We start from the raw sequence: 23635 nt of genomic DNA on the forward strand, positions 1-23635 counted from the left end.
ATGTATACATACAGCGACTTCGACCGCGCCTTCATCAACGCGCGCAACGCTCAGTTCCGCGCCCAGGTGGAGCGCCGCATCGACGGCAGCCTGACCGAGGATGAGTTTCGCCCCCTGCGCCTGATGAACGGCCTCTATCTGCAGCTGCACGCCTATATGCTGCGGGTGGCGATCCCTTATGGCACGCTGTCATCGGATCAGATGCGCGGGCTGGCCTTCATCGCCGAGAAGTTCGACAAAGGGTATGGCCATTTCACCACGCGCCAGAACATTCAGTATAACTGGCCCAAGCTGAAAGACGTGCCGGACATTCTGGACGAGCTGGCCAAGGTGCAACTGCATGCCATCCAGACCTCGGGCAACACGATCCGCAACGTCACCGCCGACCATTTCGCCGGTGCCTCGGCCGACGAGCTGGAAGACCCCCGCCCCTATGCCGAGCTGATCCGCCAGTGGTCCACCGACCACCCCGAGTTTCAGTTCCTGGGCCGCAAGTTCAAAATCGCCGTATCCGGCAGCCCCACCGACCGCGCCGTGACCAAGGCGCACGACATTGGCCTGCGCATGGTGAAAAACGACGCGGGCGACGTTGGCTTCGAAGTCATCGTCGGCGGTGGCCTTGGCCGCACCCCGATGGAGGGCAAGGTGATCCGCGAATTCCTGCCCAAGGGCGATCTGCTGCCCTATCTGGAAAGCGTTGTGGCCGTCTATAACCTGCTGGGCCGCCGCGACAACAAGTACAAGGCGCGCATCAAGATCACCGTGCATGAAAACGGTCTGGACAAGTACCGCGAGTTGGTCGAGGCCGAGTTCCCGCACCGCCGCGCTGCCTTTAACGGCATCGATCAGGAACTGCTGGACCAGATCCGCCCGCAGTTCAAATCGCCGTATTTCACCACGGCGCCCAAAGCCGAATTTGAAAAGGCATACGCCAAGGACCCGGTGTTCCGGTCGTTTGTGGATACCAACACCGCAACACACCGGAACGACGATTACGCAATTGTCACAATCTCGATCAAGAAACACGGTGCCACGCCGGGCGACGCCACGGCCGAACAGATGCGTGTGATGGCCGATCTGGCCGAAGAGTTCGGCCATAACGAGCTGCGTATCAGCCACGAACAGAACGTCGTGCTGCCGCATGTGCACAAGGCACACCTGCCGGCCATCTTCGCGCGCCTGCAGCAGGCCGATCTGGCCACCGCGAATGTAGGGCTGGCCAGCGATATCATCGCCTGCCCGGGCATGGATTATTGCGCACTGGCCACGGCCCGCTCGATCCCCGTGGCACAGGAACTGGCCGAGCGTTTTGACGCGCTGAAGCTGGAGCACGAGGTGGGCGAGCTGAAGATCAAGATCTCGGGCTGCATCAATGCCTGTGGCCACCACCATGTGGGCCATATCGGCATCTTGGGTCTGGATCGTGCGGGTGTCGAGAACTATCAGGTCACGCTGGGCGGCGACGGTTCGGAAAACTTCGCCATCGGCGAACGCGCCGGTCCGGGCTTTTCCTATGCCGAGATCGTGCCCGCCATCGAACGGGTGATCAAAGCCTATCTGGAAGAACGCGAAGACGACGCGGAAACCTTTATCGAAACCTACCGCCGGGTGGGCATGGCCCCGTTTAAGGCCGCGCTTTACCCCGACGCCGACAAGGGCAGGAAACATGCGGCATAATCTGGAAACACACCCCGTTGCGGGCCGGGTCGATGACCTGAACGCACGGTACAAGCACCATTCGGCCCATGACGTGCTGAAACGCGCGCTGACCGACGATCAGGTTGGCCGCATCGCCATGGTGTCGTCCTTCGGGGCGGAATCGGTGGTTCTGTTGCACATGGTGTCGGTGATCAACCCTGACATCCCGGTGCTGTTCATCGACACGCAGATGCTGTTTCAGGAAACGCTGGACTATCAGCTTGAGGTGTCAAAACATCTGGGCCTGACCAATGTGCAGGTGATCCGCGCCTCGGACGCCGCCCTGGCCGCCGACGACCCCGACGGCACGCTGAACCAGCGCGATACCGATGCCTGCTGCCACCTGCGCAAAACCGTGCCGCTGGAAAACGCTCTGGGCGGGTACGACGCCTGGATCACCGGCCGCAAGCGATTCCAGGGTGCGACACGGGCGGCACTGGACTTTTTTGAGAACGAAGGCGATATCCGTATCAAGGTGAACCCGCTGGCCCATTGGGACCCGCAGGACATTCAGGACTATATCGTCAACAACCGCCTGCCCCGGCATCCGCTGGTGGCGCAGGGCTACCCGTCGATCGGCTGCGCGCCGTGCACGTCGAAAGTGGCCCCGGGCGAAGATCCGCGTGCGGGCCGCTGGCGTGACACGCAAAAAGAAGAATGCGGGATTCACTTTATCAACGGCAAGGTCGTGCGCGGCCCCCTGCCCAAGGAAGACCCGGTTGAGGAGGCTCTGCCGATGAACACGATTGTAACCGATGAAGGCTTTGCCAGCGACGACTGGTCGGGCGAATTCGTGGCGCTGGAAGGTCTCAGCGAAGACAACGCCGTTGCGCTGGACCTGCCGTCGGATGCCGACCCCACCGTGCTGCAGGGCAAGCTGGACGGGATCGACATGATCCGCGTGGACTTCCCCAGCTTCGCCGATGGCCGCGGCTTTACGCTGGCTCGCTGCCTGCGCCTGATGGGGTTCCATGGCCGCCTGCGCGCCCGCGGTCACGTGATCGCCGACCAATACGCCATGGCCCGCCGCTCGGGCTTTGACGAGGTCGAGATCACGCCCGAAATGGCCGAACGCCAGCCCTGGGATCAGTGGAAGGCACGGTCAAACTGGCAAAGTCACGATTACCAGTCGCGTTTGCGCGGCTCGGCCTGATATAACAAGGATTGATGATGAACGACGCAACCCCTGTTTCGGGTGCGGCCCGCCCCGCCCCCACCCTGCCCGATGCGCAGACCGTGACCGAGGTGAAACATTACACCGATCGGCTGTTCTCGTTTAAATGCACGCGCCCCGCGACGCTGCGCTTTCGGTCGGGCGAGTTCGTGATGATCGGCCTGATGGGTGACCCACACCCCGAAACCGGCAAGCAGAAACCGCTGCTGCGCGCCTATTCCATCGCCTCGCCCAGCTGGGATGAAGAGCTGGAGTTCTATTCGATCAAGGTGCCCGACGGCCCGCTGACCAGCAAGCTGCAGCATATCAAGGTGGGCGACGAGATCATCCTGCGCCCCAAACCGGTGGGCACGCTGGTCCATGATGCGCTCTTGCCTGGCAAACGCATCTGGTTTTTTGCCACCGGCACCGGGTTTGCCCCCTTTGCCAGCCTGCTGCGCGAGCCGCAGACATATGAGGATTATGACGAGGTCATCATCACCCATACCTGCCGCGAAGTGGGCGAGCTGACCTATGGCGCCAACCTGATCGAAGAGATCAAGCAGGACGAATTGCTGGCCGAGCTGATGGGGCCGGATTTCCACAAGAAAATCCGCTATTACCCCACCACCACCCGCGAACAGAGCCCCAAGATGGGCCGCATCACCGACCTGATGCGCTCGGGCGAGCTGTATGAAGATCTGGGCGTGCCGCCGCTGAACCCCGATACCGACCGGGCGATGATCTGCGGCAACCTGGCCTTCAACCTGGAGCTCAAAGAGCTGTTCGAGGCCGCAGGTCTTGAAGAAGGCGCCAATTCCAAGCCTGCGCAATATGTCGTGGAAAAGGCGTTCCTCGACTGACCCGGTCTTGGCGATCGGCCGGTTAGAGGCGCCGCAAGGCACCCCGATTTTCGCGAAGGATCGCACGCCCAGCGGTCTTTCGTGAAAAGATATTCGGGGTTCGGGCTTGACCCCCGGCGCGGAAAAGGTAGTCGTCTCGCAGAGGGAATTCTGGGGGACGAAATTATGGGCAAAACGATTGCGTGCATCGGCGAAGCGATGTTGGAGCTTTCGGGAACCCCGGCCGACATCCCCCATAACCTGACCACCGGTTTCGCCGGCGATGTGATGAACACCGCCGTATACATGTCCCGCGCCATGGCCGAAGACAACGTGGCCTTTGTCACGCTGGTGGGTCACGACGCGGTTTCGGATGCTTTGCTGTCCTTCCTTCAGGCCGAGGGCGTCGATACCGCGCTGACCGGTCGCCACGCCACCCGCCTGCCGGGCATCTACCTGATCGAAAACGACGAAACCGGCGAGCGCAGCTTTCGCTATTGGCGCGATTCTTCGGCGCCCCGGCGTCTGTTTACCGGCGAAGGCGGTCCGGCGCTGACGGATCTGACAACGGCGGACGTGATCTATCTTTCGGGCATCACGCTGGCGATCATGGCCCCCGAGGTTCGGCAAGCACTTTGCGACTTCCTGCCCGGCTATCGCGCACGTGGCGGCACGTTTGCCTTTGACGGCAATTACCGCGCGCGGCTTTGGCCCTCAGCGGCGGCAGCAGCCGAAGCCATGGCGCCGCTCTGGGATCTGGCCGATATCGCCCTGCCTTCGGTCGAGGACGAGATGGATCTTTACGGCGAAACCGCCGATGCGGTCGCCCAACGCTTTGCCGGCTATGATTGTGGCGAAGCGGTGCTGAAACACGGGGCAACCCCGCCGATCCTGCTGGAAAACCGCGTTCAGCGCGCCGGGCCTGCGCTGAACCGCGTCGACACTGTCGTGGATGCCACCGGCGCCGGCGACAGCTTCAACGCCGGGTACCTCGCGGCCCGCCTGTCGGGCGCAAAGATGGATGCCGCGGTGCTGGCAGGCCATGAACTGGCCTGTCGCGTGATCGGCCATCGCGGCGCGATCCTGCCGCGCGCCTAAGCCCGCCAATACAACCCTAACCTGTCCTTTTTCACTGCCGCCCCCATCGGGGCGGTTGACTCGACTCGTGTTTTTGCGCAACTTACATGAAACATGAATCAGTCGTCATGTTTGTTTGGGAGGACAGAATGAACAGATTTCTAGCAACCGCCGCCACCGCGGCCCTTTTGGCAGGTGCGGCGCAGGCCGACATCACCATCGCCCATGTCTACGGCAAAACCGGCCCGTTCGAGGCCTATGCGAAACAGTCCCATGTGGGCCTGATGATGGGTCTGGAATACGCCACCGGCGGCACCATGGAAGTGAACGGCGAAAAGATCGTCGTGATCGAGAAAGATACCCAGCTGGACCCGGCCAAGGGCCGCGCGCTGCTGGCCGAGGCTTACGGCGATGACGAGGTTGATCTGGCCGTGGGTCCCGTCAGCTCGGGCGTGGCACTGGCGATGCTGCCGGTGGCCGAGGAATACGAAAAGCTGCTGATCGTGGAACCCGCCGTGGCCGACTCGATCACCGGCGAGAACTTTAACCGCTACATCTTCCGCACCTCGCGCAATTCCAGCCAGGACGCCGTGGCCAACGCCAAGGCTTTGGGCGGCGAGAATGTGCATATCGCCACACTGGCGCAGGATTACGCCTTTGGCCGCGACGGCGTGGCCGCCTTCCGCGACGCGCTGGACGGCACCGGCGCCGCGATCGCGCATGAGGAATACGTGCCCACCGACACCACCGATTTCACCGCGGCGGCCGAGCGTATCTTTAACGCCATGAAGGATCTGGACGGCGACAAGAAGCTGTTCATCATCTGGGCCGGCGGTGGCAACCCGATGTCCAAGATCAACGCGATGGACCCGGGCCGGTTTGGCATCGAGATCGCAACCGGTGGCAACATCCTTGCCGCGCTGGCCGCGTATAAAGAGCTGCCGGGCATGGAAGGTGCCACTTATTACTACTATGAAATCCCGCAGAACCCGGTGAATGACTGGCTGGTGGAAGAGCATTTCAAACGCTACGACAGCCCCCCCGATTTCTTCACCGCCGGTGGCATGGCCTCGGGTATGGCCGTGGTCGAGGCGCTGAAACAAGCCGGTTCGGCCGACACCGAAGAGCTGATCACCGCCATGGAGGGCATGTCGTTTGACAGCCCCAAAGGCACCATGACCTTCCGCGCCGAGGATCACCAGGCGATGCAGCCGATGTATCACTTCAAGATCCGCGTCGAGGATGACGTGGCCTGGGGCATCCCCGAACTGGTGCGCGAGATTGGTATCGACGACATGGATATCCCGATCCGCAACTGATCCCCGGCCCCGGCGCGCGACGCCTGCCGGGGCCCTTTCCCTTCCCGACGCAACCGATCCATACAGGAGCCACGCCATGCCGGACGTGACACTGGAAACGCGCGACCTGACGGTGCGATTTGGCGGCCACGTGGCTGTCGACCATGTCAGCTGCCGCTTTCACGCGGGCGAACTGACTGCAATTGTCGGCCCCAACGGGGCGGGCAAAACCACCTATTTCAACCTGATCTCGGGCCAGATCCCGGTGTCCGAGGGCACGGTCCTGCTGAACGGCAATGACCTGACCCGCGCCACGGTGCCCGCGCGCACGCTGGCGGGCATTGGCCGGGCGTTTCAGCTGACGAACCTCTTTCCCGACCTGACCGTGCTGGAGAACCTGCGCCTTGTGGTACAGGCGCATCGCGGGCCAAAATTTTCGCTCTTCTCCCGCGCCGCCGCGCATGAGGAACTGACCGAGGCCGCGCAGGTGATCCTGCAACGCGTGCGGCTGGACACGATGGCCGATCAGGTTGTGACCGCGCTCAGCCATGGTGACCAGCGCAAGCTTGAGGTTGCGATGCTGATCGCGTTGGACCCGCAGATCTATATGTTCGACGAACCCACCGCTGGCATGTCGGCTGACGAGGCGCCCGTGGTGCTGGACCTGATCGCCGAGATCAAGGCCGATACCAGCCGCACCGTGCTGCTGGTGGAACACAAGATGGACGTGATCCGCACGCTGGCCGACAGGATCATCGTTTTGCACAATGGCGCGCTGGTCGCCGATGGCCCCCCGGCCGAGGTGATGGGCTCCGACATCGTGCGCGAGGCTTATCTGGGCAAGGAGATTGCCGATGTCTGACGCCATATTGTCCCTGAAAAACGTCGCCACCGACATTGCGCAATACCACATCCTGCACGATGTCAGCTTTGACGTGCCGCGCGGCAAGGTCACCATGCTGCTGGGCCGCAACGGCGCGGGCAAAACCACCACCCTACGCACCGTGATGGGCCTGTGGGCCGCGCGCGCCGGGCAGGTGATGTTTAACGGCGAAGATATCGCCGCCCAGCCGCCCGCGCGCATCGCCCGCAAGGGTCTGGCCATCGTGCCCGAGGATATGGGCATTTTTGGCGACCTGACCGTGCAGGAAAACATGGCGCTGGCCGCCGTTTCGGGGCCAATTGCCGCTGACAGGCTGGAGCTGATCTTTACCGCCTTCCCGCCCCTGAAAACCTTCTGGGACATGCCGGCGGGCAACCTGTCGGGCGGGCAGAAACAGATGCTGGCCGTGGCCCGCGCCATGGCCGAGGATCGACAGCTGTACCTGATTGACGAGCCGTCCAAAGGGTTGGCGCCCGCGATCGTGTCGACGCTGGTTTGGGCGATGAAGTCGCTGAAAGGGGCCGGCGCCTCGATCCTTATGGTCGAACAGAACTTCGCCATGGCCCGCGCCCTGGGCGATTACGCCGCCGTCATGGACGATGGCCGCATCGTCTGGACCGGCACCATGGACGAACTTGCCAATGACACAGCCCTGCAGGAAAACCTGATGGGCCTGAGCATGGAGGTCGCTTGATGTCACAAGCCCCCGATCACGCCCCGACGATGCAACGGCTGAACCTTGTTCAGCGCATCACCCCCTTTGTGCCCGCCCTTCTGGTGCCGCTGATCGCGCTGCTGGGCCTTCTGTTCATCCCATCCGGCAGCTCGTGGCTGACGCTGACCGTGTCCGGCCTGGCGATGGGTATGATGATCTTCATCATGGCCGCCGGGCTGACGCTGATCTTTGGTCTGATGGATGTCATCAATTTCGGCCACGGCGCCTTTATCTCGGTGGGCGCCTTCGTGGGCGTAACCGTCCTGTTGCTGGTGCCCGGCATGACCGCCGCGCCGTCGGTGGGGCTCAACCTTGTGGCCGTGGGCCTTGCCGTCATCGCCGCCATGCTGGCCACCGGCGTGATGGGCGTTGTGTTTGAACGCGTCATCGTGCGGCCCGTCTATGGCGCGCATCTGAAACAGATCCTGATCACCGTTGGCGGCCTGATCGTGATCGAGCAGCTCATCCACGTTTTCTGGGGCCCGGATGAGATCTTCCTCACCCGCCCCGAAACCCTGAAAGGCGCGATCACTTTCGCCGGGGCCGCGCTGGAGAAATACCGCCTGCTGGCCGTGGGCGTCGGCTTGGTCGTGTTCCTGGCCATGCGCCACGTGCTGCGCCACACCAAGCTGGGCCTGATCGTGCGCGCCGGTGTGGAAAACGGCGAGATGGTGCAGGCGCTGGGATACGACATCAAACGCGTCTTTGTTCTGGTCTTTGTCGCCGGCTCGGCGCTGGCCGGTCTGGGGGGCGTGATGTGGGCGCTGTACCAGGAGGTCATCACCGCGCATATGGGCGGGCAGATGCTGATCCTGGTGTTCATCGTGATCATCATCGGCGGGCTCGGCTCGGTCGAGGGCTGTTTTATCGGCGCGCTGATGGTGGGCCTGTTGCAGAATTATACGGCGTTTCTGGTGCCCAAGCTGGCGCTGGTGTCAAACATTGGCCTGATGATGCTGATCCTGATGTGGCGGCCACAGGGCATGATCCCGGTTGTAAAGGCGAAGTAAGATGTTGATGAAACTGATCTCGGGCGACACGCCCCGCAGCCCCATCCTGTCGGTAATCCTTGCCGCCATCCTGCTGTCGCTGGCCTTTGCACCCTTCCTTTTTCCCGGCACGCGGCCGCTGGATACGGCGGCGCATATCTGCATCTTCATCATCCTTGTGGCCAGCTATGATCTGATGCTGGGCTATGGCGGCATCGTCAGCTTTGCCCACACCATGTTCTTTGGCATTGGCGCCTATGGCGTGGCACTGTCGCTGGAACATATGGGCCGCAGCTTTGGCGCGGTGGCTTTTGGCACGGTTGCCGGCATGATCCTGGCCGCCGCGCTGGCCTTCGTGATCGCCATGTTCTCGCTGCGGGTGCGGGCGATCTTCTTTGCGATGATCACGCTGGCCGTGGCCTCGGCCGTGGCGGTGCTGGTCAGCCAGTTCTCCACCCTCACCGGCGGCGAGGACGGCATGACCCTGAAAATCCCGCGCGAGCTGACGCCGGCCTTCAAATTCCACGACGAAAAGATCCTGGGCGTGCGGATGAACGGCAAATTGCTGAATTATTACATGGTGTTCTTCTCCACCCTGATCCTGTTTTTGGTGATGCTGCGCATGGTGAACTCGCCCTTCGGTTCGGTGCTGAAAGCAATCCGCGAAAACGCGTTCCGGGCCGAGGCTGTGGGCTATCGCGTGGTGGTCTACCGCACGGCGGTCACGGTGATTTCGGCGATGATCGCGGCGCTGGCGGGGGCCATCTATGCGCTGTGGCTGCGCTATGTGGGTCCGGCCACCACGCTCAGCTTCGACATCATGCTCGACATCCTTTTGATGGTTGTCATCGGCGGCATGGGCACGATGTATGGCGCAGTGATCGGGGCCACGGTGTTTGTTCTGGCGCAAACCTATCTGCAAGACCTGATGGGCACCGCATCCGATGCCACATCCGCCCTGCCGCTGATCCCCGACCTGCTGAACCCCGACCGCTGGCTTTTGTGGCTGGGTGTGCTGTTCATCCTGTCGATCTATTTCTTTCCCACCGGCGTGGTCGGCCGGCTGCGCGGTGCAAAGTGAGCAAAGCGCTGCATCTCAGGCAGGCCGGCAGCGGCCCGCCCCTGCTGTTCCTGCATGGCTGGACCATGACCGGCGCAGCGTTCGAGGGGCAGTTTCAGCGGCTGAGCGGGCAGTTTCACTGCCTGGCCCCCGACCTGCCCGGCCATGGGGGTTCGGACGGGCCAGCCAATATCGCCACGGCGGTGGAACGCCTTCTGGACCTGCTGCACGATCAGGACCTGCAAGAGGTGACGGTGATCGGCTGGTCGCTGGGCGCGATGATCGCCTGGCACCTGATCGACGCGGACAAAGACAGGCGGATCGTGCGCATGGTCAGCGAAGACATGAGCCCCCGCCCCCGCCAAACACCCGACTGGCCGCACGGCATCCGCAACGACCGCCCGGGACGCATGTCGCGGCGTATCTGCGATGACTGGCCGGGCACCGCACGTGCCATCTCGCATGGCATGTTCGCAGATCGGGGTGGCAGCCCGGATATGAGCGCGGCCGAGGCCGAGGCCATGATCCTTGCCCAGAACCCCGACGCGATGGCGCATTTCTGGTCTGATCTCATGGCCGCCGACGCGCGCGGCATCGTTGCTTCGATGAAGGTTCCCCTGCTGGCCATCTTCGGAACCCACAGCCGTGTCTACCTGCCCGATGTCGCGGCGTGGCTGGGGGAAAACGCCCCGCGCTGCAGAACCATGGCGTTTCCGGCATCGGGCCATTCACCGCATCTGGAAGAACCCGATCGCTTCGCCGAAGCCATCCGCAGTTTCGCCAAGCCCTGACCCAAAGGCGCGCCTTGCGGCGCAAGTTTTTGTCTCGCGCGTCGCCTTGCGGCTTTGGCGCTCGGGCGGGCGCAACGCTGCAGGGTCTTACCACATATCAAGGGAATGCGCCGGGGTCTGGGGCAACGCCCCAGGGCCTGCGTGGCCTGAACGCAAACGCTTCTCTTGCGCCAAAGGCGCGCCTTCAGGTCACGCGCCCACGTCTTTTGCCAACACCAGCGCCCGGCCCTCGCAGACCAATGTTCCTGAACCCGTCCGGCAGGTTGTAGCAAGGTCCACCAGATGTTTCTCGGGCCGCAATCGCGTGATTTCCACCCGCGCGGTCAGAGGTTCGTCCAGCGGCGCTTGCGCGACAAAACTCAACGACTGCTTGAGGTAGTTGGTGCCACCACCAGGCAATTCGACCCCCAACAGGTACGAAAACATGGCGGCAATCAGCGGCTCGGGCACGGTCCCTGCCGCGGCGTTTTGCCCGGTCAGCGTCTCAAACTCGGCCCGGTGCGTATCGCTGTAAACACGGGTGGTTTCGGCAAAGTCACCCAGTTTCACGGTGCCACCTCCGTTTCGCCCACAAGAAGTTCGGCCCCGTCGCGGACCCGTTTGGCCTGCATGGTGAAGCGATTATTGGCCAGCGTCCGAATTTCCAACGATACTGCCTCGCCCGCAAAACAAGGGTTCGGGAACATCATCGACTGGCTGACCTGCTGCGCGTTGGGGTGTACCGATCGCAGCAGCGCCCAAAGCTTGGAATAGATCAGCATCCCATGCGACACCGTGCGCCCAAACCTTGTCCGGGCCGAGAACGCGGGGTCGACGTGGATCGGGTTGTCGTCGCCACTGATCCGGGCAAAAACATCAAATTCCTCCTGGCTCGGGGTCCAGGCAGCATGCAGGGTTTCGGGGATACTCATACGCGCTCCTTCAACAGCGGTTTGCGAATTTTTCCGGATGCGGTGCGCGGGAAGTCATCAACCATCTCGAACCGAACGGGGATCTTGTATTTGGCCAGCCGGTCGCGACACCAATCGGTCAGCGCGCCCGCGTCGGGCACATGGCCCGGCCGGGCCAGCACGAAGGCCACGCCCACCTCGCCCCAGCGCGCATCCGGCACACCGATCACCGCAGCCTCCAGCACCGTTTCATGGGCCACCAGCACGCGTTCAACCTCGGCCGGGTAAACGTTCTCGGCGCCCGAGATATACATGTCCTTGATCCGGTCCACGACGAAATAGTCGCCCTCGGCATCGCGGCGCACCACGTCGCCGGACTTCAGCCAGCCATCATCGGTAAACGCCGCCTCGGTGGCCGCGGGGTTGTTGAAATAGCCCGGCGTGATCGTGGGCCCGCGCAGTTGCAGCTCGCCCGTTTCGCCACCGCCGGCAACCCGCGCCTCGGTCAGCATCTGCGGTCGCCCGACCGAGCCGATCTTGCGCAGCGCCACATCCTTGTCGGTCAGAAACCCCATCGGCCCGGTCTCGGTCATGCCGAAGCCGGCCTGGATCACCGCGCCGCGCTCGGCAAAGAACCGCACCTGATCGGCCGGCAAAGCCGCACCGCCGCACCCCAGCCCCCGCAACCCGCTTAGATCCGCCTGCTCGGTCGCGGGCAACAACGACAACGCCTGATATACCGCCGGCACACCAAAGAAATGGCTACACGCCCCCGAAGTCATCAGGCCCAGAACCGCTTCGGCGTCGAACTTGCGCAAAATCCGCGTGCGCCCACCGAACAGATACACCGGCAGCGTATACAGGTTGATCCCCGCGGTATGAAACAGCGGCAGAAAGCTCAGATGCGTCGCATCGGGGCCCAATCCCGTCGCCTGCGCCACGTTCATCGCATTGGCCAACCCCATGCGCGCGGTCTGGATCACCGCCTTGGGCGTGCCCGTGGTGCCCGATGTGAACAACAGATACCAAGGCGCGGTTTCATCAACATCGGCGGGTGGCAACGGTACGGCATCCCTGCAATACCCGTCGATATCCCACAGATCGAGCACCGCCATGCCGTGCCGCGCCGCCAGCTCGGCCGCCGGTTCCGCGTGCTCGGGGTCGTGCAGGATCATTGCGGGCGAAACCGAGGCGACAACCTCGTCCAGTTCCGCCACCGGCTGCCGCCAGTTCAACGGAGCCAGGATCAGACCCGATTTCTGCGCCGCGAACAGGGCCACGAAGAACCCGATGCAGTTCTGGCACAAGACCGCCAACCGCGCGCCTTCGGGCACACCCTGTGCGCGCCACGCCGCCGCCAGCCGCGCGGCCTGATCGTTGACCTCGGCAAAGGTCACGCGCTGCCCGGTTTCGTCATCGACAAAAGCCACCGCATTGGGGCTCAGCGCCGCACGTTGTGCGCATAAATCCGTTGTCAGGCTCATGCTGAACTTCTCTCCCCCAGAAAATCACGCATACCTAATTTGGTTTCTTCGTCCTCGATCCGCGCTTCGAACGCCGCCTGTTCGGCATCCAGCCCGGCGCGTACGCGGGCCAAACGCGGCGCGTCCCAGATCAGCGCCTTGGCCGTTGCCATCGCCCCGGCCCGGTGCCCGTCCAGCGTGGCGCGCCAGCGGGCCGTGATCGCCGACGGGTCGTCGCCCAGCTCGGTCGCCAGACCCAGCGCGCGCGCCTCGTCCGCCCTGATCCGCCGGTTCAGCATCAACGCCGCCGCCGCAGGCCCCGAACCAATCCGCTCCGGCATCAGGGCGGTCCAACCACCATCGGGCGCAAACCCCACGACGCTGTAAAAGGGTTGCAGAAACGCGGCCGCGTGCATCGCCACCATGTCCGAGGCCAGAACCAGCCCAACCGAACCACCCGTGGTGGCCCCGCGCAGTTCCACCATCACCGGGGCGGGCAATTGCAACAGCGCCACGATCACCCGGTGCAGCGCGCCGACCACGCGGGTCGCTTCGGCCCGGCCCTCGCCCCGTTCCACCGCCGCGGCAAAGGCCGCCACATCGCCGCCGGTGGAAAAATGCGGGCCAACCCCGGTCAGGATCACCCCTTTGGGCGGCGCATTGGCGGCACGGTCCAGCACCTCTTCCAAGGCTTCCAACAATTCTCCGGTCAACGCGTTGCAACGCGCCGCGCGGTTCAGGCGCAGCGTGACAAACCCGTTCTCCTCCTCCCAAAGAACCGGTGATGTCATGGGGCCAGACCGTGTTCGATCATGTCCAGCACGTCATCTACGATCCCTTCAAGATCGCTGTCGGGATCCCACAGCGCAAAGCGTTCGCCCAGTGTCTTGGCCATCCCCATCAGCGCCCATGCCCGGATTTCGGTATTGCCGGGGCGCAGCTGTCCCTTGGCGCTGGCGGCATCCAGGTTCTGCGCATAGGCCTGCGCGAAGGCGCCGAAATAGGCGCGATAGGCCTCCAGATCGACAAAGCGCGCCTCTTCGACGATGGAGTAAAGGCTGGGCCGCCCGCGCACGAAGTTCAGAAAGGCCAGCAGGCCGGCGCGTTCAGCCTCCAACCGGCTGTTGGTACCGGACACGGCGGCGGCCAGGTTTTCACGCGTCAGCCGCCCCATCTCCAGAACCAGCTCACGGAACACCTGCTCCTTGCTTTCGAAATAGATATAGAACGTGCCCTGCGCGATCCCTGCCTCACGCGTGATCCCCGCGATCGACGCGGCCGAGAACCCCTCGGCCCCGATCACCCGCTCTGCCGCGTCAAGGATCGCGGCGCGGGTCTGTTGACCCCGCTTGGTTTTCGGCAGGTTGGGTTCGGCAAGCGAGGCTGTCACGCAGGTCTCCTAAAACATGAATCAACTGTCATGTTTAGGCGATTTGTCGATGAATGCAACGAATTTGCGGAGCGAAAGTTTAAACTTCGCGGATTCCGCCGGTGGAAAGTTGCAAGAAGAGTTGTAAGTTTTGGTTCCTTTCCAATGGGTTACGTTTCAATGTAACACGGGCTCACGGGTATGTGTGCACATGTGCGCAGAAAAACGATGAAATTCCACCTTCCGCGCATTGAAGAACGGAACACCCCACCCCAAATGTCTCTCATCCAAGCGGGAAAGACCCGCGAGACCAAAATCAGATGGAGACTAAAATGACCAAATTCGCAACCGCCACCGCCCTGATCCTTGCTGCTGCTGCTCCGGCTTTTGCCGCCCCTTCGGCCGCCGACATTTTCGCCACGATCGAAGCCCAGGATGGCAGCAATAACAAAGGCTTGCTGACTTCTGTTTCGACCAAAGGTTCGGCTGCTGCTGACGCCGTTTTCGCCGTGATCGAAGCACAGGATGACAGCAACAACGACGGCCTGCTGGGCGCCGTTTCGACCAAAGGCAGCGACCGCGCAGCCGCCATCTTCGCAACGATCTATGCCGAAGATGACGACAACAACGAAGGCCTGAAGTAAGCTTCAGACCACCGCTCAACGGAAACAGGGGCCAAACGGCCCCTGTTTTTGTTTGTAATCAAAGTGTTATCGGACCAGACCGTCCAGAACCATCGTGGCCGTGGACGGGCTCATGGCCAGGGGGGTGTCGTAATAGACCCCCAGCCGCAACAACGACTTGACATCCACGTCATGCGGCAATGCTGACAAGGGATCTGTAAAGAAAATCAACGCGTTAAGCCGGCCTTCCGCGATCATCGCCCCCAGTTGCGCATCGCCGCCCAAAGGCCCGCTTTTCATCCGCGTAACGCTCAGCCCCAACTCATCCTGCAACCGTCCCCCCGTGGTCCCGGTGCCATAGAGCGTGCATTGCTGCAGTTGCGCCAACCGCGGCCGCGCCCATTCAACCATCGCGTCTTTCTTTGCATCATGCGCCACCAGCGCCAGGTGAATCTCAGCCATCGTGGTCCCCTTTGTCCTCCCCGGTGTTAGCGCATAACGAGGCAAAAGAAAATCGTACCGTAGGCGTGCTTCGGATTGGCGGAAGGGCACGCGCAGGTTATGATGTCGTTGGAGGACAGGGCCATGATTTCAAAAGAGAAACCCGTTGCGGTGACCGGTGCGCTGGGACGGACAGGTCGGCATATCTGCGATGCGTTGGAGGGCGCGGGCCACGACGTCGTGCGCATTGATGTCGCCGCGCCAGACAACCCGTTTTATACCCCCAGCCGACAAGTGGATTTAGCCCAATACGGCGATGTTGTCGCCAATCTGCATGGCTGTGGCGCGGTGGTGCATTTTGGCGCCAACCCCTGGCCTGATCTGGACTTTTTCACCGGCGCGGACCGGTTTTCCAACAACACCGTGGGCACGTTCAACGTGTTCCAGGCCGCCGCGCAGCTGGGCATCGAACGGGTTGTCTGGGCGTCCAGCGAGACCGTGCAGGGGTTTCCTTACGACAAGGTCGCTCCTGAACGGCTGCCGATTGCAGAAACCGACGCGGCCATGCCGCAATGCGCCTATGCAATGTCGAAACTGGCCTGCGAGGGGCTGGCACAGCAATTCGCCGCACAATTTCCGATCACCCTGATCGGGTTGCGGCTGGCCCATGTGGTTTATGCCGAAAGCGGCGATTTCGATCTGTTCCGCGCCGCGCAGGATGATGCCAGCGAACGGCGCGCAATCCTTTGGAAATACGTCGAAATCCGCGATGTAGTTTCGGCGGTGATGGCCGGGCTAACCGCTGAAATTTCGGGCGCCGAGGTTTTTAACATCGCCGCCGCCGACACGGTGATGGACACGCCCACTGCCGCGCTGTTCGCCGAACATTTCCCCGCGACCGCCCTGCCCGACAACCTGCCGGAATTTGGCAGCCCGATGGACCTGTCCAAGGCCAAGGCACAGCTTGGATGGGCGCCGAAAATCTCGTGGCGCGATATCCTCAGCTGACCTCGGTCAGGGGGATCCAGCGGCTTTGCGCCATCGAGATCTGCAGCGCGCGGATTACCCGCATATTCTCGGCCGCATCGGCAATTGAATAAGGCGCGGGCGCGCCGTCCAGAACCGCGCGGGCAAAGGCGTCGGCCTCGGCCGCGTAGTGATCGCAAGCTGGGAATTCCACCCGCTCAACCCGGTCCTTGTTGCGGCTGCCGCTAGCGTCAACCTCCAGCCAGGTCGGGTCGGTTTCGGGCGTATTATAGGGGATGTCCACATGCACCCATTTGCGGTCGCCGATCAGACGCAGGTGCTGGTTCCACGCCGCGTGGGTGGAGCAATAGAAATTCAGCACCTGACCCGCACCGAAATCGAGGATGCCCGAGATGTCGGTATCGGTGCCAAACCGCGGGTCGATGGTGCCCTGCATCAGCGCCCGTTCGGGTGTGCGGCCAAACAGCAGACGCCCCGCCAGCACCGTGTAGCAGCCCACGAACAACAGCGCGCCGCCGCCGTCATCCACCCGGTTGGTGCCCGATCCGGGGTCGTCGTTGAAATAGCAAAACGAGGTTTGAACGCAGCGCAGCTTGCCCAGATCGCCTTTGGTGACAAGGTCTTGCAGATAGGCCCATTGCGGGTGGTGGCGGACCATGAAGGCCTCCATCACCTGCGGGTGCCCGGCGGGCAGGTTGAGCAGCGGGCGAATATCCTCGGCATCCATACCCAGCGGTTTTTCGCACAGGATCGGCTTGCCGGCGGCAACGGCCTGCAACACCACCGGCACGTGCTGGCCGGTGGGCAGCGCGTTATAGACGGCGTCGATCTGAGGGTCGGCCAGCATCGCGGCCATATCCGGATAAACCTTGGGGATGCCGAACCGGTCGGCCACCGCGCGGGCGTGATCGGGCCGGCGCGATACCAGCCCACCCAGCACCCCAAGTTCGGACCGCTGGATCGCGGGCATCATCCGTTCTTCGCTGAGCCACCCGGTTGACGAGATGCCCCAGCGGATCTTGCCATCTGGCGTGGGCATCAGAACGCCCCGTAACGGTCCAGCACAGCCTTGATCGGCTCGCCATTGCGGATGTCGTTGCGGGCGTCGGTTTCGGTTTTCTTGCGGCGCTCGGCCTCTTCCAGAACCTTGTCGACCATGTCGGCGGGGATCACGATCACTCCGTCTGCGTCGCCAACGATCCAGTCGCCGGGATCAACCCGCACCTGGTCGGTCAGCGAGCCGCGCATGGCGATGGGTTTCTGATAGTCGCGCACGCGATACCGCAGACGCCCCTCGATCGGGGACATATAGCGGGTGAACAGCGACCAATCGTCGATCTCCAGCACCAGCGCGGTATCGCGGCAGCCGCCATCCATCACCGCGCCCACGGCGCCCGAGGCCTTGGCGGCGTTGCTCATCAACTCGCCCCAATGGCCGGCCTTGTCCTCGCCCCCGGCCGAAATGGCCACCACGCAACCCGGATACATCTTGTCGATATATTCGAAATCCAACAGACGCTGATTGCCCTTGGCCACGTATTCCTCATCGGTGACCGGATCAGGGTGGCCCGCGATGGTGAAGGCCGGACCGGCGACCTTCATGTCACGCTCCAGCGGCTTAATGCCCAGGTCCAGGCATTGGTTCACATGGCCCATTTCCTGAAGAATGTCGTAAATCGCCGCCGTGTAAATCTCGCGGAACCGTGCCGCCGTTTCGGCAATCTTCGCATCAATATTGTTGGATCCATCGGACATTTGGAGTTCCTACCCAGCTTGGCCCATGTTGGGCTGAATTGTTTCAAATCTGAACCGAAGGTGGTCTAATATGAATTAGACACCGGAGCGTATCCGGCGTCAACCCTTCGCTTCAGTCGTTGAAGTCCCGGCTGCCACCCCAGATCGAGATATAGGCCCCGTCGCGATACGGATGTTCGGCCACCGCATCCATGTTCAGCTCGATCCCGCCCAATCCGGGCTGATCAGAGACCGGGAAACTGCCATTCACCGGGCGCGGTGCGTTCTTCAGCACATCGAACCACAGCGGGTCTGCAAATTCGCAGAATGCCTCTTGCAGGTACATATTGGTGATGCCCGCGTCCAGCTGCACCACCGCCGCCGTGGCGACAGGGCCAAACGGGTTGTGGAAGCTGACCGGCAGGTAATGACTTTCTGCAATCGCGGCGATCTTGCGCGATTCCAGAATGCCGCCCACCTGTATCGGGTCAGGCTGCAATACGTCGGGGCGCCCCTGCGCAATCAGCGCCGGCACCTTGTAGCGCGACCAGCACCGTTCGCCCGCTGCAATGCGCAGGCCTGGCGCACGGGGCACATTGCCCAGCGCACCAAAGTTTTCGGGGTCAACCGGCTCTTCGAACCAATGCACGCCCAGTTCCGACATACCATAGGCCAGTTCCGCAGCCGTTCCGGGCGAGAACCGCCCATGCCCGTCGATCAGCAAACGAATGTCGGGTCCAACCGCATCCGATACCGCCTGAATGATCCGCAGACCGACGCGCAGACGACGCGGTGACGGGTCACGCCCATCGGGCCAGAACGGATCAAATTTCAGCGCTTCATAGCCGCGCGCCACGGCAGAGACAGCGGCCGACGCCCAATCCTCTTCGGTCTCGGCACCGCCGAACCAAGCATTTGCATAGGCGGGCACGCTGTCACGCACCGCCCCGCCCAGCAGGCGATGAACCGGCTGGCCGGTGATCTTGCCGCAAATGTCCCACATGGCCATTTCCAGCCCGGCAATGGCGCTGTTCAGCACCGGACCGCCGCGCGCATATTCTTCGCGATACATAACGGCAATCGCGCGTTCGATCTCGAACGGGTCTTGCCCCTTGAGATAGCGTTCAAACAGATGCTCTGCCGCCGCGGCCACCGCCTTGGACTGGTATTGCATCGTCGCCTCGCCCAGCCCCGTCACGCCCTCGTCGGTTGTAAGCTGAACGAACAGATAGTTGCACCACGTGGCGCCTACCATGTGCAGATCAAGCTGCGACAGGCGGGGACGTGTCAGGGATTGCGGTGCGATGGAATTCACGGTATCTCCTTTGTTCATATATGAACGAACCTAACCATAACTGACAGGATAGACCCGTTGAGCGCCACAAACCAAGCCACCGCGCACGCTTTGGAGCGAAATAAAATCCCCGCGCTGGATCGGGCTATGGCGGTATTCGCCGAATTGGAGCAACGCCCCGAAGGTATGCGTATCCGCGATCTGGTGACGGCTTTGGGACTGCCGCGCACCACGGTTTATCGCATCCTGAACTCGCTTGAGTTGCATCAGATGGTGCGGCGCGACGCCGCGGGTTCGTATACGCTGGGACCGCGCCTGCTGACACTGGCCAGCCGGGTTGTGTCCGAGAACACCCATGCCGACCTGCGCGCGCTGGCGCAGCCGCATCTGCATCGGCTTGCGCAGGCCACCGGGCAGTCGGCCAAACTGTCGGTTGTGGATGGCGACAACGCGCTGGTCATTGCCACGGCCACCGGCGTGCCGGGCCTGTCGCTGAGCGTGGCACCCGGTCAGCGCATCCCGCTGCATGCGGGCGCTGCGGGCAAGGTGCTGATGGCGCATATGCCCATCCCGCTGTTGGATCAGATGCTGGCCGGTGGCATGGCCACCTATACGTCGCATACCATTGCCTCCGAGGCTGGTTTGCGCGCCGAATGCGCGCAGATCCGCGCCCGCGGCTGGGCCGAGGATCTGGGCGAATTCACTCCCAATATCGAGGCCTATGCCGCCCCCGTCACCGACCATTCCGGCGTGACGCTGGCCGCGCTTTCCTGCCCGTTCCTGTCGGGCATCGACACGGTCCAACGTGAGGCGTTCCGCAACGCGGTGATCACCACGGCGGGGGCGATCTCGGCCGACTTGCCGCCGCCGCGCCTTTAGAACGGCTTTCATTCCGGCTCCTGCAATGCCAGCCACGCCGATGGTCCCATGCCATCCAGCCCCGGCCGCAAGGTCAGTTTCTGGTGCAGTTCCATCGCCTCGCCGGGGGCCAGAGTTTGCAGCGGGCCGACGTTCTCGATCTCGGCAAACTCGGCGCCATCCATGGGGCCTGACCGGAACATCGTGACGGTTCCGCCGCCTTCGGGGTAATGGCAGCCGGGCTGATGCGCCACTTCGGACCGCAGCCCGGCGTCAGGCCCCACACAGGCCAGCCAGCCACAATCGGCATCCAGCCCAACCTTGATAAATGGCGCGTCCGGCATGGCGGCGAAATCCAACACCAGCCCGGGCTCGCTGTGATGCAGGATCGGATCGGTCACCCGCGCCTCGGCATTGATCACCAGCACCCGTCGCGGACCCGCCGGCCACGGAACAACACCCCATCCGGCACTTGGCGCGACGGCGGTGATCGCCCAAGGTGCAAGTCGCCTTGTGCGGTTGGTCTCGTTGACAAACCGATGCGTGATCTGCAGCGCTTTGTCCTCTAACACGCAGGTCATGCCCAGCGACAGGCCCGACACCTGCTCTTTGCCGGTATCCACCCGTGCAGCAGACATGGCCAGCCGCGTCAGGCGCGAAGGCACCAGTGCCGGCAGGCCAGAGACCGGCGTCTGCTCGGGCTCCATGAACCAGCTGCGAATGCCATAGTATTCATGCCCCTGATACGGTGCCAGCATCGAGGCGCCGTCAGCTGGTCCAAAGAACAACACGCGCGGATGCGGCTTGTTGGCCACGAAGGCCGCCAGATCCCCATCACGCAGCCAAATGCCCCGCGCCCCGGCGGGTGCACCGGCCGGCAGGCTGGCCGCGCGGTCAGTGGCAGCCGAGCCGCTCATGCGGCCACGCCCGGCTGACCCGATGCCGCTTGCAGCAGCTTGTCCTGCGTGATCTCGGCCCGATCAAACGTCCCTTGTACGCGCCCTTCGCCCAAAACCACCACGCGGTCGCTCATCGCCAGCAGTTCGGGCATTTCCGACGAGATCAGGATGATGCCCAGCCCTTTATTCGCCAATTCGCTCATCAACCGGTAGATCTCGGCCTTGGCGCCCACGTCGATGCCGCGCGTTGGTTCGTCAAGGATCAGAATCTGCGGCTCGGACGCCAGCCATTTCGACAGTACAACCTTTTGCTGGTTCCCCCCCGACAGGCTGAGGACCGAAGCGCGCAGCCCCGCGGCCTTTAGCGACAACCGGGTTGCAAGGTCGTGCGCAAGGCTGCGTTCCGCCCCGCCATCAATCACCCCGCCCCGTGCCACACGGTTCAACGCGGCCAGCGTGATGTTGCGGGTGATGTTCATCGTGCCGACAAAGCCCGAGACCTTGCGGTCTTCGGTCAGCATCGCAATCTGATGGTTGATCGCGTCTGCGGGGCTGCGGATGACAACCTCGTCGCCGCGCACAAAGACACGGCCTTGGCGGCGACCCGTCTGGCGATAGCTGCCGTCGAAAACGGCGCTCATCAGCTCGCTGCGCCCGGCCCCGACAAGGCCGAACAACCCAACGATCTCACCCGCCCGCAATGTCAGCGAGGCACCCTCGACCAGCAATCGGTCGGCCCGCGTGGGGTGGCGCACATCGATATCCTCTAACCGCAACAGCTCGCGCCCGGGCATCGGTGCATTATGCACATACAACGCATCCAGCTGCCGGCCCACCATGTCTGCGATCACCTGATCGGTGGCCACGTCGGCCACTTTGTGGGTCGCCACGAACCGCCCGTCGCGCAGCACCGTGATCCGGTCGCACAAGGCAAATACCTCGTCCATCTTGTGCGAGATATAGATGCATGCCACGCCACGGTCGCGAAGGTTGTGCAGGATCTTGAACAGCTTGTCGGCCTCGGTCGCGGTCAGCGCCGAGGTCGGCTCGTCCAGCACCAGGATCTTTGGCCCGCGAATGACCGACCGCGCGATGGCAATCATCTGCTGCTGCGAGGTCGACAGCCCGCGCACCGTGGCGCGCGGGTTCAGCTCCAACCCCACCATCGCCAGCGCCTCGCGCGCGCCGCGATAGACGGCGGGCCAGTCGATCAACCCCGCCCCGCGCGTCGGCATGCGGCCCAGATAGATGTTTTCGGCGATCGACAGGTCCAGATGCAGGCTGACCTCCTGATAGATCATCTCGATCCCGGCGCGCTCCGCCTCCAGCGTCGAGCCAAAGCGCACAACCTCGCCACCCAGCGCAATCTCACCGTCGAAATCGCGGGCATAGATGCTGCCGGACAGGCATTTCATCAGCGTCGACTTGCCCGCGCCGTTTTCGCCGCACAGGCCCAGGATTTCGCCCGGCCGCACGTCCAGCGAGACATCCTCCAACGCCACCACCGCGCCGTAGCGCTTGGTGACATTGGTCATTTGCAGCGCGGGGGTCACAGGCCCACCCTTCGCCGCCGCAGCTGATCCAGCCCCACGGCGGCAATGATCACGATGCCCACGACAAGGTCCTGCCAATAGACGTCGATCCGCAGGATCACCATGGCGTTCTTGATCACCGTCATCATCAGCGTGCCAATGGCTGTGCCCAGGATCGACCCCGCCCCGCCAAACAGCGACGTGCCCCCGATGATGACCGAGGCGATCACCAACAGCTCCATCCCCGTGCCCGCGTTAGACGTGGCCGACGAGAACCGCGCCGCGCTGAGCATACCCGCCAGCGCCGCCGCCATACCCGTCAGCATAAAGACCGAGATCGTCAGCCGCGTGATCCGCACCCCCGCCAGGCGCGCGGTTTCCTTGTTGCCGCCCATCGCAAAGACATTGCGGCCATAGGTCGTGTGTTTCAGCACCAGATGCGCGAAGATGGCCAGCACAATCCCGATCACCACCGGATAGGGCAACGGGCCCAGCGTGCCCTGCCCCATGATGGTGAACTCGGGCGGCAGCGGGTAAACCGGCTGCCCCTTGGTCAGGATCAGCACCACGCCGCGCACCGCGTATAACATCCCCAATGTCACGATCAGCGCCGGGATGGCGAAGACGGCCACCAGAAACCCGCTGGTGAACCCGATGCCCGCGCCAAGGATCAGCGTGCCAATAACCGCCAGCGGCACCGGCACCCCGCCATGGATCACCATCATACCCGACGCCACGCCGCCCAGCGCCACGATGGGCCCCACCGACAGGTCAAACTGCCCGCCGATGAACACATAGGTCATGGCAATCGCGATGATGAACGGAAAGGCCGCCGCCCGCAGGATGTTGATCAGGTTGGCCTGGCTGACAAAGACCGGCTTGATCAGCGCCACGATCACCACCAGCCCGATCAGAACCAACAGAATGCCCAGCTCTTCGGCTTTAAAAATGCGCGAAAGGGCCGCTTTTGCGCCCCGTGGTTCGCCCGCTGCCGCTTCTGTCTGCGCCATGCGTTATGTCCCTTCCCCAGTGGGTTCGG

The 23635-nt window shown here is 63.1% G+C and carries 25 protein-coding genes and 1 pseudogene; 14 read left to right on the plus strand and 12 right to left on the minus strand.

The annotated features are described in order from the left end of the window. From ACMU_RS10200 to ACMU_RS10245, 11 genes and pseudogenes are all read left to right on the plus strand, one after another. Positions 1–1677, plus strand: a complete 1677-nt coding sequence (locus ACMU_RS10200; protein WP_035259207.1) for a nitrite/sulfite reductase — start codon at positions 1–3, stop codon at positions 1675–1677. After that, positions 1667–2413, plus strand: a pseudogene (locus tag ACMU_RS19735) (phosphoadenylyl-sulfate reductase); the annotation flags it as partial. The gene ACMU_RS10200 and the pseudogene ACMU_RS19735, both read left to right, overlap by 11 nt. Before the next feature lie 21 nt (positions 2414–2434). After that, entirely contained in the window at positions 2435–2851 is a 417-nt protein-coding gene (locus ACMU_RS19875; protein ID WP_169737936.1) for a DUF934 domain-containing protein, read from the plus strand. Between the two features lie 14 nt (positions 2852–2865). Further along, complete coding sequence (locus ACMU_RS10210) at positions 2866–3714, plus strand: ferredoxin--NADP reductase (RefSeq protein WP_035259209.1); 849 nt, start codon at positions 2866–2868, stop codon at positions 3712–3714. Positions 3715–3879: 165 nt separating this feature from the next. After that, the gene (locus ACMU_RS10215) at positions 3880–4791 is read left to right on the plus strand and encodes a sugar kinase (protein WP_035259212.1); all 912 of its coding nucleotides are present in this window, start codon (positions 3880–3882) and stop codon (positions 4789–4791) included. Positions 4792–4919: 128 nt separating this feature from the next. After that, positions 4920–6089: a substrate-binding domain-containing protein gene (locus tag ACMU_RS10220; RefSeq protein ID WP_035259738.1), complete on the plus strand. Its 1170-nt coding sequence runs from the start codon at positions 4920–4922 to the stop codon at positions 6087–6089. A 76-nt stretch (positions 6090–6165) separates the two neighbouring features. Further along, positions 6166–6930, plus strand: a complete 765-nt coding sequence (locus tag ACMU_RS10225) for an ABC transporter ATP-binding protein (RefSeq protein ID WP_035259214.1) — start codon at positions 6166–6168, stop codon at positions 6928–6930. Further along, complete coding sequence (locus ACMU_RS10230) at positions 6923–7645, plus strand: ABC transporter ATP-binding protein (protein WP_035259218.1); 723 nt, start codon at positions 6923–6925, stop codon at positions 7643–7645. Before ACMU_RS10225 ends, ACMU_RS10230 begins: the two co-directional genes overlap by 8 nt. Further along, complete coding sequence (locus ACMU_RS10235; RefSeq protein WP_035259220.1) at positions 7645–8676, plus strand: branched-chain amino acid ABC transporter permease; 1032 nt, start codon at positions 7645–7647, stop codon at positions 8674–8676. The genes ACMU_RS10230 and ACMU_RS10235 overlap by 1 nt, the downstream gene beginning before the upstream one ends. Position 8677: 1 nt before the next feature. After that, on the plus strand, positions 8678–9736 hold the full coding sequence (locus ACMU_RS10240) for a branched-chain amino acid ABC transporter permease (RefSeq protein WP_035259222.1): 1059 nt from the start codon (positions 8678–8680) through the stop codon (positions 9734–9736). Beyond that, complete coding sequence (locus ACMU_RS10245; protein WP_035259224.1) at positions 9733–10506, plus strand: alpha/beta fold hydrolase; 774 nt, start codon at positions 9733–9735, stop codon at positions 10504–10506. Before ACMU_RS10240 ends, ACMU_RS10245 begins: the two co-directional genes overlap by 4 nt. 189 nt (positions 10507–10695) lie before the next feature. Here ACMU_RS10245 and ACMU_RS10250 read toward each other — a convergent pair whose 3' ends face one another. Genes ACMU_RS10250 through ACMU_RS10270 form a run of 5 tightly spaced genes read right to left on the minus strand, consistent with a single transcriptional unit; the run spans position 10696 to position 14249 of the window. After that, on the minus strand, positions 10696–11055 hold the full coding sequence (locus ACMU_RS10250; protein ID WP_035259226.1) for a hotdog family protein: 360 nt from the start codon (positions 11053–11055) through the stop codon (positions 10696–10698). Then, complete coding sequence (locus ACMU_RS10255; RefSeq protein WP_035259228.1) at positions 11052–11417, minus strand: MaoC/PaaZ C-terminal domain-containing protein; 366 nt, start codon at positions 11415–11417, stop codon at positions 11052–11054. The genes ACMU_RS10250 and ACMU_RS10255 overlap by 4 nt, the downstream gene beginning before the upstream one ends. After that, positions 11414–12880, minus strand: coding sequence for an AMP-binding protein (locus ACMU_RS10260; RefSeq protein WP_035259230.1), 1467 nt, complete (start codon positions 12878–12880; stop codon positions 11414–11416). Before ACMU_RS10260 ends, ACMU_RS10255 begins: the two co-directional genes overlap by 4 nt. Further along, positions 12877–13650, minus strand: a complete 774-nt coding sequence (locus ACMU_RS10265; protein ID WP_035259232.1) for an enoyl-CoA hydratase/isomerase family protein — start codon at positions 13648–13650, stop codon at positions 12877–12879. The genes ACMU_RS10260 and ACMU_RS10265 overlap by 4 nt, the downstream gene beginning before the upstream one ends. Further along, positions 13647–14249 carry a TetR/AcrR family transcriptional regulator gene (locus tag ACMU_RS10270; RefSeq protein ID WP_035259234.1) on the minus strand — a complete coding sequence of 201 codons (603 nt, stop codon included), beginning with the start codon at positions 14247–14249 and terminating at the stop codon, positions 13647–13649. The genes ACMU_RS10265 and ACMU_RS10270 overlap by 4 nt, the downstream gene beginning before the upstream one ends. Before the next feature lie 311 nt (positions 14250–14560). On the opposite strand from ACMU_RS10270, the gene ACMU_RS10275 reads away from it, so the two are divergent. Continuing rightward, the gene (locus ACMU_RS10275; RefSeq protein ID WP_035259236.1) at positions 14561–14872 is read left to right on the plus strand and encodes a hypothetical protein; all 312 of its coding nucleotides are present in this window, start codon (positions 14561–14563) and stop codon (positions 14870–14872) included. A gap of 66 nt (positions 14873–14938) precedes the next feature. On the opposite strand, the gene ACMU_RS10280 is transcribed toward ACMU_RS10275, so the two are convergent. Next, the gene (locus ACMU_RS10280; protein WP_035259239.1) at positions 14939–15313 is read right to left on the minus strand and encodes a methylglyoxal synthase; all 375 of its coding nucleotides are present in this window, start codon (positions 15311–15313) and stop codon (positions 14939–14941) included. A gap of 123 nt (positions 15314–15436) precedes the next feature. On the opposite strand from ACMU_RS10280, the gene ACMU_RS10285 reads away from it, so the two are divergent. Further along, complete coding sequence (locus ACMU_RS10285) at positions 15437–16300, plus strand: NAD-dependent epimerase/dehydratase family protein (RefSeq protein WP_035259740.1); 864 nt, start codon at positions 15437–15439, stop codon at positions 16298–16300. Here the strand turns inward: ACMU_RS10285 and ACMU_RS10290 are convergent. The 3 genes from ACMU_RS10290 to ACMU_RS10300 form a co-directional block, all read right to left on the minus strand. Further along, the gene (locus tag ACMU_RS10290) at positions 16293–17318 is read right to left on the minus strand and encodes a Gfo/Idh/MocA family protein (RefSeq protein ID WP_035259241.1); all 1026 of its coding nucleotides are present in this window, start codon (positions 17316–17318) and stop codon (positions 16293–16295) included. The genes ACMU_RS10285 and ACMU_RS10290 overlap by 8 nt on opposite strands. Further along, positions 17318–18034, minus strand: a complete 717-nt coding sequence (locus ACMU_RS10295; protein WP_035259244.1) for an RraA family protein — start codon at positions 18032–18034, stop codon at positions 17318–17320. The genes ACMU_RS10290 and ACMU_RS10295 overlap by 1 nt, the downstream gene beginning before the upstream one ends. A 112-nt stretch (positions 18035–18146) precedes the next feature. Beyond that, positions 18147–19328, minus strand: a complete 1182-nt coding sequence (locus ACMU_RS10300; protein ID WP_161635663.1) for a mandelate racemase/muconate lactonizing enzyme family protein — start codon at positions 19326–19328, stop codon at positions 18147–18149. A 90-nt stretch (positions 19329–19418) separates the two neighbouring features. Here ACMU_RS10300 and ACMU_RS10305 point away from each other — a divergent pair, with 90 nt between their 5' ends. After that, entirely contained in the window at positions 19419–20186 is a 768-nt protein-coding gene (locus ACMU_RS10305) for an IclR family transcriptional regulator (RefSeq protein ID WP_035259744.1), read from the plus strand. A gap of 8 nt (positions 20187–20194) precedes the next feature. Here ACMU_RS10305 and ACMU_RS10310 read toward each other — a convergent pair whose 3' ends face one another. Genes ACMU_RS10310 through ACMU_RS10320 form a run of 3 tightly spaced genes read right to left on the minus strand, consistent with a single transcriptional unit; the run spans position 20195 to position 23606 of the window. After that, positions 20195–21082, minus strand: a complete 888-nt coding sequence (locus tag ACMU_RS10310; protein WP_035259247.1) for a hypothetical protein — start codon at positions 21080–21082, stop codon at positions 20195–20197. Further along, the gene (locus ACMU_RS10315; RefSeq protein WP_035259250.1) at positions 21079–22617 is read right to left on the minus strand and encodes a sugar ABC transporter ATP-binding protein; all 1539 of its coding nucleotides are present in this window, start codon (positions 22615–22617) and stop codon (positions 21079–21081) included. The genes ACMU_RS10310 and ACMU_RS10315 overlap by 4 nt, the downstream gene beginning before the upstream one ends. Then, positions 22614–23606 (minus strand): ABC transporter permease, encoded by a 993-nt coding sequence (locus ACMU_RS10320; protein WP_035259252.1) that lies wholly within the window; start codon positions 23604–23606, stop codon positions 22614–22616. Before ACMU_RS10320 ends, ACMU_RS10315 begins: the two co-directional genes overlap by 4 nt. Positions 23607–23635: the final 29 nt, after the last annotated feature.

Origin of the sequence: Actibacterium mucosum KCTC 23349, from assembly GCF_000647975.1 — a bacterium.
Taxonomy (GTDB): domain Bacteria; phylum Pseudomonadota; class Alphaproteobacteria; order Rhodobacterales; family Rhodobacteraceae; genus Actibacterium; species Actibacterium mucosum.

Bases quoted from the DNA above. Each gene is read 5' to 3' on its own strand.
- ACMU_RS10230 (WP_035259218.1), top strand. From the start codon at position 6,923: ATGTCTGACGCCATATTGTCCCTGAAAAACGTCGCCACCGACATTGCG.
- ACMU_RS10200 (WP_035259207.1), top strand. From the start codon at position 1: ATGTATACATACAGCGACTTCGACCGCGCCTTCATCAACGCGCGCAAC.
- ACMU_RS10260 (WP_035259230.1), bottom strand. From the start codon at position 12,880: ATGAGCCTGACAACGGATTTATGCGCACAACGTGCGGCGCTGAGCCCC.
- ACMU_RS10280 (WP_035259239.1), bottom strand. From the start codon at position 15,313: ATGGCTGAGATTCACCTGGCGCTGGTGGCGCATGATGCAAAGAAAGAC.
- ACMU_RS10215 (WP_035259212.1), top strand. From the start codon at position 3,880: ATGGGCAAAACGATTGCGTGCATCGGCGAAGCGATGTTGGAGCTTTCG.
- ACMU_RS10235 (WP_035259220.1), top strand. From the start codon at position 7,645: ATGTCACAAGCCCCCGATCACGCCCCGACGATGCAACGGCTGAACCTT.
- ACMU_RS10290 (WP_035259241.1), bottom strand. From the start codon at position 17,318: ATGCCCACGCCAGATGGCAAGATCCGCTGGGGCATCTCGTCAACCGGG.
- ACMU_RS10320 (WP_035259252.1), bottom strand. From the start codon at position 23,606: ATGGCGCAGACAGAAGCGGCAGCGGGCGAACCACGGGGCGCAAAAGCG.
- ACMU_RS10255 (WP_035259228.1), bottom strand. From the start codon at position 11,417: ATGAGTATCCCCGAAACCCTGCATGCTGCCTGGACCCCGAGCCAGGAG.
- ACMU_RS10240 (WP_035259222.1), top strand. From the start codon at position 8,678: ATGTTGATGAAACTGATCTCGGGCGACACGCCCCGCAGCCCCATCCTG.
- ACMU_RS10310 (WP_035259247.1), bottom strand. From the start codon at position 21,082: ATGAGCGGCTCGGCTGCCACTGACCGCGCGGCCAGCCTGCCGGCCGGT.
- ACMU_RS10210 (WP_035259209.1), top strand. From the start codon at position 2,866: ATGATGAACGACGCAACCCCTGTTTCGGGTGCGGCCCGCCCCGCCCCC.
- ACMU_RS10225 (WP_035259214.1), top strand. From the start codon at position 6,166: ATGCCGGACGTGACACTGGAAACGCGCGACCTGACGGTGCGATTTGGC.
- ACMU_RS19875 (WP_169737936.1), top strand. From the start codon at position 2,435: ATGAACACGATTGTAACCGATGAAGGCTTTGCCAGCGACGACTGGTCG.
- ACMU_RS10295 (WP_035259244.1), bottom strand. From the start codon at position 18,034: ATGTCCGATGGATCCAACAATATTGATGCGAAGATTGCCGAAACGGCG.
- ACMU_RS10265 (WP_035259232.1), bottom strand. From the start codon at position 13,650: ATGACATCACCGGTTCTTTGGGAGGAGGAGAACGGGTTTGTCACGCTG.
- ACMU_RS10285 (WP_035259740.1), top strand. From the start codon at position 15,437: ATGATTTCAAAAGAGAAACCCGTTGCGGTGACCGGTGCGCTGGGACGG.
- ACMU_RS10220 (WP_035259738.1), top strand. From the start codon at position 4,920: ATGAACAGATTTCTAGCAACCGCCGCCACCGCGGCCCTTTTGGCAGGT.
- ACMU_RS10275 (WP_035259236.1), top strand. From the start codon at position 14,561: ATGACCAAATTCGCAACCGCCACCGCCCTGATCCTTGCTGCTGCTGCT.